The organism is Azotobacter bryophylli, assembly GCF_042643485.1.
In the GTDB taxonomy this organism is placed as follows: domain Bacteria; phylum Pseudomonadota; class Gammaproteobacteria; order Pseudomonadales; family Pseudomonadaceae; genus Azotobacter; species Azotobacter bryophylli.
In genome coordinates this window covers 42535-51236 of the sequence record NZ_JBHRSJ010000009.1, presented here as the reverse complement: position 1 = coordinate 51236, position 8702 = coordinate 42535, and the positions used below count along the sequence as shown (strand labels likewise).

Sequence of the window (8702 nt, the reverse complement as noted above, 5' to 3'; positions counted from 1 at the left end):
CCTACTACAACGTGCTGCGCATCCTGGTGCCGCTGACCGTGCCGGACGAACAGCTCGACCACGGCCTGGCCCTGCTCGCCGAGTGCTTCGACGAGCTGGACTGAACCGCCGACGCCGGCGCGCCCGAGCGGTGCGCCGGCGCCTAGAGGTCAGGGCCCGCCAAGAGGCCCGACCCGCACCCATTATCGAAACTGCCCCGACCGGAACAGCAACCACGAGGGATACACATGTCCAAGCATCACACCGCTCTGCTCGGGGCGCTCACCACCACCCTGCTCGCCAGCGCCGGCCTCCAGGCCGCGGAAACGCCGAAAGCCATCGGCCCAGGCGAAGGCCGCCTCGACATCATCGCCTGGCCCGGCTACATCGAGCGCGGCGAGACCGACAAGAACTACGACTGGGTGACCGGCTTCGAGAAGGCCACCGGCTGCCAGGTCAACGTCAAGACCGCCGCCACCTCCGACGAGATGGTCAGCCTGATGGCCAAGGGCGGCTACGACCTGGTCACCGCCTCCGGCGACGCCTCCCTGCGGCTGATCGCCGGCAAGCGCGTGCAGCCGATCGACCCGGCGCTGATCGCCAACTGGAAGAACCTCGACCCGCGCCTGAAGGACGCGCCCTGGTACGTGGCCGGCGGCAAGACCTACGGCACCCCCTACCAGTGGGGTCCGAACGTGCTGATGTACAGCACGGCCGTGTTCAAGCAGGCGCCGACCAGCTGGAGCGTGCTGTTCCAGCCGCAGACCCTGCCCGACGGCAAGCCCAACCAGGGCCGGGTACAGGCCTACGACGGCCCGATCTATATCGCCGACGCCGCCCTCTATCTGAAGAGCACCAAGCCCGAGCTGGGCATCACCGATCCCTACCAGCTCAACGAGACCCAGTACGCCGCGGTGCTCGATCTGCTGCGCCAGCAGCACGGCCTGATCCACCGCTACTGGCACGACGTGACCGTGCAGATGAACGACGTCAAGAACGAAGGCGTGGTCGCCGCCAGCGCCTGGCCCTACCAGGTCAACGCGCTGAAGGGCGAGGGCCAGCCGGTCGCCTCCACCGTGCCGGCCGAAGGCGCCACCGGCTGGGCCGACACCACCATGCTGCACGCCGAGGCCCAGCACCCCAACTGCGCCTATCAGTGGATGAACTGGACCCTGGAGCCCAAGGTGCAGGGCGACGTGGCCGCCTGGTTCGGCTCGCTGCCGGCCGTGCCGGCCGCCTGCCAGGCCAGCGAACTGCTCGGCGCCGAAGGCTGCAAGACCAACGGCTTCGACCAGTTCGAACGGATCAGCTTCTGGAAGACCCCGCAGGCCGAGGGCGGCAAGTACGTGCCCTACAGCCGCTGGACCCAGGATTACATCGCGATCATGGGCGGGCGCTGAGCGCAGCCCAGACCGGCTCCCCGCCCGGGGAGCCGCACGCCCCGCTGGAGATTCCCGACATGACCCCTGCCGTGCAATTCACCGACGTTTCCCGCGTGTTCGGCGCCGTGAAAGCCGTCGACCGCGTATCCATCGCCATCGAGGAAGGCGAATTCTTCTCCATGCTCGGCCCCTCGGGCTCGGGCAAGACCACCTGCCTGCGCCTGATCGCCGGCTTCGAGCAGCCGACCTCCGGCTCGATCCGCATCCACGGCGTCGAGGCCGTCGGCCTGCCGCCCTACCAGCGCGACGTCAACACGGTGTTCCAGGACTACGCCCTGTTCCCCCACCTGAGCGTGCTGGACAACGTCGCCTACGGCCTCAAGGTCAAAGGCGTCGCCCGGAGCGAGCGCCACGCCCGCGCCGAGGAGGCCCTGGCCATGGTCGCCCTGGCCGACTACGGCGTGCGCAAGCCGGCGCAGCTCTCCGGCGGCCAGCGCCAGCGCGTGGCCCTGGCCCGGGCGCTGGTCAACCGGCCGCGGGTGCTGCTGCTCGACGAACCGCTCGGCGCGCTCGACCTCAAGCTGCGCGAACAGATGCAGAGCGAACTGAAGAAGCTGCAGCGCCAGTTGGGCATCACCTTCATATTCGTCACCCACGACCAGAGCGAAGCGCTGTCCATGTCCGACCGCGTGGCGGTGTTCAACAAGGGCCGCATCGAGCAGGTGGACAGCCCGCGCAACCTCTACCGGCAGCCGGCAACCCCCTTCGTCGCCGAGTTCGTCGGCACCTCCAACGTGCTGGCCGGCGACCTGGCCCGCCGCCTGAGCGGCGACGAGCAGCCCTTCTCCATCCGTCCCGAGCACATCCGCCTCGGCGAGGGCACCGCCGCCGCGGACGAGGTGCTGGTCAGCGGTCTGCTCCACGACATCCAGTACCAGGGCGCCACCACCCGTTACGAAGTCCGCCTGGACAACGGCGAGAACCTGGCCGTGGCCCTGGGCAACGACCACGCCCGCGACGCCGAGCTGCTCTACCGGCAGGGTCAGCGGGTCACCGCGCGCTGGCCGAAGGCGGCCATGGTGCGCCTGCGCAGCGGGAGCGTCTGACATGGAACTGACCCTCGAAGCCGCCGAGCGGCCGGCCGCCGGCGGCCCGCTGCGCCGCCTGTCCGACCTGCTCTACCGCAAGCCCGGGCTGTACCTGGGCCTCCTGCTGGCGCCGCCGCTGACCTGGTTCGGCGCCATCTACCTGGGCTCGCTGCTGAACCTGCTGTGGCAGGGCTTCTACACCTTCGACGACTTCAGCATGACGGTGACGCCGGAGCTGACCCTGGCCAACTTCCGCGCCCTGCTGCAGCCGGCCAACTTCGACATCATCCTGCGCACCCTGAGCATGGCCGTCGCCGTGACCCTGGCCTGCGCCGCCCTGGCCTTCCCCATCGCCTACTACATGGCGCGCTACACCACGGGGCGGACCAAGGCGTTCTGCTACATCGCGGTGATGCTGCCGATGTGGGCCAGCTACATCGTCAAGGCCTACGCCTGGACCCTGCTCCTGGCCAAGGGCGGGGTGGTCCAGTGGTTCGTCGAGAACCTGCACCTGCAGCCCGTGCTGGAGTTCCTCCTCGGCGTGCCGGGGGTCGGCGGCAGCACCCTGTCGACCTCGCACCTGGGCCGCTTCCTGGTGTTCGTCTACATCTGGGTGCCGTTCATGATCCTGCCGATCCAGGCCGCCCTGGAGCGCCTGCCGCCGTCGCTGCTGCAGGCCTCCGCCGACCTCGGCGCGCACCCGCGGCAGACCTTCTTCCAGGTGATCCTGCCGCTGTCGGTGCCGGGCATCGCCGCCGGCTCGCTGTTCACCTTCAGCCTGACCCTCGGCGACTTCATCGTACCGCAGCTGATCGGCCCGCCCGGCTACTTCATCGGCAGCATGGTCTACGCCCAGCAGGGCGCCGTCGGCAACCTGCCCATGGCCGCCGCCTTCACCCTGGTGCCGATCGCGCTGATCGCCGTCTACCTGTCCATCATCAAGCGTCTGGGGGCCTTCGATGCACTCTGAAAAAGCCTCGTTCGGATTGAAGCTGGCGGCCTGGGGCGGGCTGCTGTTCCTCCACCTGCCGCTGCTGCTGATCGCCCTCTACGCCTTCAACACCGAGGAAGCCGCCTTCAGCTTCCCGCCCAAGGGCTTCACCCTGCACTGGTTCAGCGCCGCCTTCGCCCGTCCCGACGTGCTGCAGGCGATCCGCCTGTCCCTGCAGGTGGCCACGCTGGCCACGGCGATCGCCCTGGTTCTCGGCACCCTGGCGGCCGCGGCGCTGTACCGCCGCGACTTCTTCGGCAAGCAGACGGTGTCGCTGCTCCTGGTGCTGCCCATCGCCCTGCCCGGCATCGTCACCGGCCTGGCCCTGCTCGCGGCCTTCGCCGGCCTGGGCCTGAAGCCGGGGCTGCTGACCATGGTGGTCGGCCACGCCACCTTCTGCGTGGTGATCGTCCACAACAACGCCATCGCCCGCCTGCGCCGCACCAGCCACAGCCTGATCGAGGCGAGCATGGACCTGGGCGCCGACGGCTGGCAGACCTTCCGCCACGTGATCCTGCCCAACCTGGGCTCGGCGCTGCTGGCCGGCGGCATGCTGGCCTTCGCCCTGTCGTTCGACGAGATCATCGTCACCACCTTCACCGCCGGCCACGAGAAGACCCTGCCGCTGTGGCTGATGAACCAGCTGTCGCGCCCGCGCGACGTGCCGGTGACCAACGTGGTGTCCATGCTGGTGATGCTGGCGACCATGCTGCCGATCCTCGGCGCCTATTACCTGACCCGCGGCGGCGAGAGCGTCGCCGGGAGCGGCAAATGAACAGGGACGTGGGGGCGGAGCCATCCGTCCGTCCGGGCCCGTCGGGCGTAGCCATTCGCCCTTTCCACCTCCAAGGAGTTCGACCATGCAAAGCAAACTGCTGATCAACGGCCAGCTGATCGCCGGCGAAGGCCTGGCACAACCCGTGTTCAACCCGGCGCTGGGCAGCGTCCTGCTGGAGATCCCCGAGGCCACACCGGCCCAGGTGGACGCCGCGGTGCTCGCCGCCGACGCCGCCTTCGACGGCTGGTCGCAGACCCCGCCGAAGGACCGCGCGCAACTGCTGCTCAAGCTCGCCGACAGGATCGAGGTCCATGCCGAAGAACTGGCGCGTCTGGAGTCGCTGAACTGCGGCAAGCCCTACAGCGCCGTGCTGAACGACGAGATCCCGGCGATCGCCGACGTGTTCCGTTTCTTCGCCGGCGCCAGTCGCTGCCTGTCCGGCTCCGCCGCCGGCGAGTACCTGCCCGGCCACACCTCGATGATCCGCCGCGACCCGCTGGGGGTGATCGCCTCCATCGCGCCCTGGAACTACCCGCTGATGATGGCCGCCTGGAAGCTGGGCCCTGCCCTCGCCGCCGGCAACTGCGTGGTGCTCAAGCCGTCCGAGCAGACTCCGCTGACCGCACTGAAGCTGGCCGAATTCATCGCCGAGCTGTTCCCCGCCGGGGTGGTCAACATCGTCTTCGGCCGCGGCCCGAGCGTCGGCTCGCCCCTGGTCACCCACACCAAGGTGCGCATGGTGTCGCTGACCGGCTCCATCCCCACCGGCTCCAACATCATCGCCAGCACCGCCGAGAGCGTGAAGCGCATGCACATGGAGCTGGGCGGCAAGGCCCCGGTGCTGATCTTCGACGACGCCGACATCGAGGCCGCGGTGGCCGGCATCCGTACCTTCGGCTTCTACAACGCCGGGCAGGACTGCACCGCCGCCTGCCGCCTGTACGTGCAGAAGGGCATCTACGAGACCTTCGTCGCCAGGCTCGGCGAAGCCGTGGCCAGTATCCGCTACGGCCTGCCGGAAGACCCGGCCACCGAACTCGGCCCGCTGGTCACCGCCCAGCACCTGGAGCGGGTGGCCGGCTTCGTCGAGCGGGCCAAGGCGCTGCCGCACATCCGCGTGGTCACCGGCGGCAACAAGGTGGAAGGCCCGGGCTTCTTCTTCGAGCCGACCGTGCTCGCCGGCGCCCGCCAGGACGACGAGATCGTCCGCCGCGAGCTGTTCGGCCCGGTGGTCTCGGTCACCCCCTTCGACGACGAGGCCCAGGCGCTGGCCTTCGCCAACGACTCGGACTACGGCCTGGCCTCCTCGGTGTGGACCGCCGACGTCGGCCGCGCCCACCGCCTGGCGGCGCGCCTGCACTACGGCTGCACCTGGATCAACACCCACTTCATGCTGGTCAGCGAGATGCCCCACGGCGGCGTCAAGCAGTCCGGCTACGGCAAGGACCTGTCCATGTACGGCCTGGAGGACTACACCGCCGTGCGCCACGTGATGATCAAGCACTGACGTCTCGCGAGGGAGCGTCCCCGCGCTCCCTCCCTGCACCCCCTGCCCGGCGGCCCGTCGCCGCCCCCATGTTCCGACAGGAGAACGGACAATGCGTAACTGCCTGCGTAATTTCAGCTTGATCCTGCTGTGTGGTCTGACGACCCTGGCCCAGGCGGCCGACGACGCCAAGGCGATCGTCGACGGCTACATGGCCGCCTGGAACGCCCACGACGTCGACAAGGCCGCCAGCTTCCTCGCCGACGATGCGGTGTTCCTCGATGCCGCCGTCGGCATTCCCCAAAACGGCAAGGCCGCCGCCCGGGACAACGTGATCAAGGTGTTCATCGGTGCCCTGCCGGACCTGACCTGGAAGATGACCAGCGCGCCGATCGTCAGCGCCGACGGCATCGCCTTCCAGTGGGAGTTCGCCGGCCACAATACCGGCGCCTGGAGCGCGGATACCCCGGCCGCCAACAAGCCGCTGAAGTTCCAAGGGGTCAGCTTCGTCCGGGTCAAGGACGGCAAGATCACCTACCAAGGCGACTACTACGACGCCCTCGGCTTCAACAAGCAACTCGGCTGGTAGAGCGTCCGCCAATCTCGATGCTGCGCCAAAGCCTGTCTAGGTACGGTCTGGAGGTCTAAAGCACCGTGGCCAGGTGACGATCGGGCACTCACCGCCAACCGCACGCGACGCCCCGTCGCGCGCGGCCTCCTCCCCTATTCCGCCTTCCGCAGGACCCATATCAAAATGTTTTGATATTGCTCTTGCTGGATGAAAACCACCCGACTAGACTGCGCGGCTTATGAGCATGCGCCTGCCCGACCTCCACCACGACGACAGCGACGAACTGGCCGCCCTGTGCAAGGCCGGCGGCGATCCGCTGCGCCTGAAGGTCCTGCGCGCCCTGGCCAACGACTCCTTCGGCGTGCTGGAGCTGGCACAGATCTTCGCCATCGGCCAGTCGGGCATGAGCCACCACCTCAAGGTCCTGGCCCAGGCCGGCCTGGTGGCGACCCGCCGCGAAGGCAACGCGATCTTCTACCGCCGCGCTCTGCCGGCCGCCGGCGGCCGTGGCGGTGCGCTGCACGCCGCCCTGCTCGGCGAGGTCGACGAACTCCGGCTGGACGAGGCCATCCGCGCGCGCATCGCCGCGGTGCACGCCCAGCGGGCCGCGGTCAGCCGCGACTTCTTCAGCCGCATGGCGGAGCGCTTCCGCGCCCAGCAGGATCTGATCGCCGCCCTGCCGCAGTACCGCGACGGCCTGCTGTCGCTGCTCGACGCGCTACGCTTCCCGGCCGGCGCCACGGCGCTGGAGGTCGGCCCGGGGGACGGCGCCTTCCTGCCGGAGCTGGCGCGCCGCTTCGCCCGGGTGACCGCGCTCGACAACAGCCCTGCGATGCTCGAGCTGGCCCGCCAGCGCTGCACCGAGGAGCGCCTGGGCAACGTCGAGGTGAAGCTCGCCGACGCGCTCAACGACGAGCACGAGGCGGCCGACTGCGTGGTGCTGAACATGGTCCTGCACCATTTCGCCGTGCCGGCCGAGGCGTTGAAGCAGCTGGCGCGCCTGGTCCGGCCCGGCGGCAGCCTGCTGGTCACCGAACTGTGCAGCCACGACCAGAACTGGGCCCGGGAAGCCTGCGGCGATCTCTGGCTCGGCTTCGACCAGGACGACCTGGCGCACTGGGCCGACATCGCCGGGCTCGAACCCGGCGAGAGCCTCTACATCGGCCTGAGGAACGGCTTCCAGATCCAGCTTCGGCACTTCGCCAAGCCGGAAAACCAGAACGGGCCTCGTCAGCGCATGACGGGCCGCAAGCAGAGTTTGTTTGAACAGGGCCCGCGGGCCCTCCACCGGTAAGATTAGGAACCGATAGATGAGCGAATATTCCGTTTTCACCTCCGAGTCCGTGTCCGAAGGACATCCGGACAAGATCGCCGACCAGATTTCCGATGCGGTCCTCGACGCCATCATCGCCGAGGACAAGTACGCCCGCGTGGCCTGCGAGACCCTGGTGAAGACCGGCGTGGCCATCGTCGCCGGCGAGATCACCACTTCCGCCTGGATCGACCTGGAGGAACTGGTGCGCAAGGTGATCGTCGACATCGGCTACACCAGCTCCGACGTCGGCTATGACGGCAACACCTGCGGCATCATCAACATCATCGGCAAGCAGTCGGTGGACATCAACCAGGGCGTCGACCGCGCCAAGCCGGAAGACCAGGGCGCCGGCGACCAGGGCCTGATGTTCGGCTACGCCAGCAACGAGACCGACGTGCTGATGCCGGCGCCGATCTGCTTCTCCCACCGTCTGGTCGAGCGCCAGGCCGAAGCGCGCAAGACCGGCCTGCTGCCGTGGCTGCGTCCGGACGCCAAGAGCCAGGTCACCTGCCGCTACGAGAACGGCAAGGTGGTCGGCATCGACGCCGTGGTGCTGTCCACCCAGCACAACCCGGAAATCAGCCAGGCCGACCTGCACGAGGCGGTGATGGAGCTGATCGTCAAGCACACCCTGCCGGCCGAACTGCTGCACAAGGGCACCCAGTTCCACATCAACCCGACCGGCAAGTTCGTCATCGGCGGCCCGGTGGGCGACTGCGGCCTGACCGGCCGCAAGATCATCGTCGACTCCTATGGCGGCATGGCCCGTCACGGCGGCGGCGCCTTCTCCGGCAAGGACCCGTCCAAGGTCGACCGCTCGGCCGCCTACGCCGGCCGCTACGTGGCCAAGAACATCGTCGCCGCCGGCCTGGCCGAGCGCTGCGAGATCCAGGTCTCCTACGCCATCGGCGTGGCCCAGCCGACCTCCATCTCGATCAACACCTTCGGCACCGGCAAGATCGGCGACGACAAGATCATCCAGCTGGTGCGCGAGCACTTCGACCTGCGTCCGTACGCCATCACCCGCATGCTCGACCTGCTGCACCCGATGTACCGTCCGACCGCCGCTTACGGCCACTTCGGCCGCAACCCGTTCGAGATGACCGTCGGCG

8 protein-coding genes are annotated in these 8702 nt (G+C 68.7%); all 8 read left to right on the top strand.

The window, feature by feature from the left end; genetic code table 11:
• Positions 1–227 precede the first annotated feature (227 nt).
• Entirely contained in the window at positions 228–1379 is a 1152-nt protein-coding gene (ydcS, locus tag ACFOJE_RS05245) for a putative ABC transporter substrate-binding protein YdcS (RefSeq protein WP_377813232.1), read from the top strand.
• A gap of 59 nt (positions 1380–1438) precedes the next feature.
• The gene (locus ACFOJE_RS05240) at positions 1439–2467 is read left to right on the top strand and encodes an ABC transporter ATP-binding protein (protein WP_377813231.1); all 1029 of its coding nucleotides are present in this window, start codon (positions 1439–1441) and stop codon (positions 2465–2467) included.
• Between the two features lies 1 nt (position 2468).
• Complete coding sequence (locus tag ACFOJE_RS05235) at positions 2469–3419, top strand: ABC transporter permease (protein WP_377813230.1); 951 nt, start codon at positions 2469–2471, stop codon at positions 3417–3419.
• A complete protein-coding gene (locus ACFOJE_RS05230) occupies positions 3409–4215 on the top strand; it encodes an ABC transporter permease (protein WP_377813229.1) in 807 nt (268 codons plus the stop codon). The genes ACFOJE_RS05235 and ACFOJE_RS05230 overlap by 11 nt, the downstream gene beginning before the upstream one ends.
• Before the next feature lie 85 nt (positions 4216–4300).
• On the top strand, positions 4301–5725 hold the full coding sequence (locus ACFOJE_RS05225; protein WP_377813228.1) for a gamma-aminobutyraldehyde dehydrogenase: 1425 nt from the start codon (positions 4301–4303) through the stop codon (positions 5723–5725).
• 91 nt (positions 5726–5816) lie between these two features.
• Positions 5817–6293 (top strand): ester cyclase, encoded by a 477-nt coding sequence (locus ACFOJE_RS05220; protein ID WP_377813227.1) that lies wholly within the window; start codon positions 5817–5819, stop codon positions 6291–6293.
• Between the two features lie 220 nt (positions 6294–6513).
• Positions 6514–7569, top strand: coding sequence for a metalloregulator ArsR/SmtB family transcription factor (locus ACFOJE_RS05215; protein ID WP_377813226.1), 1056 nt, complete (start codon positions 6514–6516; stop codon positions 7567–7569).
• A 16-nt stretch (positions 7570–7585) separates the two neighbouring features.
• On the top strand, positions 7586–8702 hold a 1117-nt coding region (metK, locus tag ACFOJE_RS05210; protein WP_377813225.1), incomplete at its 3' end, for a methionine adenosyltransferase.

Excerpts from the sequence above, each read along its gene's own strand:
- ydcS (WP_377813232.1), top strand. The coding sequence starts at position 228 with ATGTCCAAGCATCACACCGCTCTGCTCGGGGCGCTCACCACCACCCTG.
- ACFOJE_RS05240 (WP_377813231.1), top strand. The coding sequence starts at position 1,439 with ATGACCCCTGCCGTGCAATTCACCGACGTTTCCCGCGTGTTCGGCGCC.
- ACFOJE_RS05235 (WP_377813230.1), top strand. The coding sequence starts at position 2,469 with ATGGAACTGACCCTCGAAGCCGCCGAGCGGCCGGCCGCCGGCGGCCCG.
- ACFOJE_RS05230 (WP_377813229.1), top strand. The coding sequence starts at position 3,409 with ATGCACTCTGAAAAAGCCTCGTTCGGATTGAAGCTGGCGGCCTGGGGC.
- ACFOJE_RS05225 (WP_377813228.1), top strand. The coding sequence starts at position 4,301 with ATGCAAAGCAAACTGCTGATCAACGGCCAGCTGATCGCCGGCGAAGGC.
- ACFOJE_RS05220 (WP_377813227.1), top strand. The coding sequence starts at position 5,817 with ATGCGTAACTGCCTGCGTAATTTCAGCTTGATCCTGCTGTGTGGTCTG.
- ACFOJE_RS05215 (WP_377813226.1), top strand. The coding sequence starts at position 6,514 with ATGAGCATGCGCCTGCCCGACCTCCACCACGACGACAGCGACGAACTG.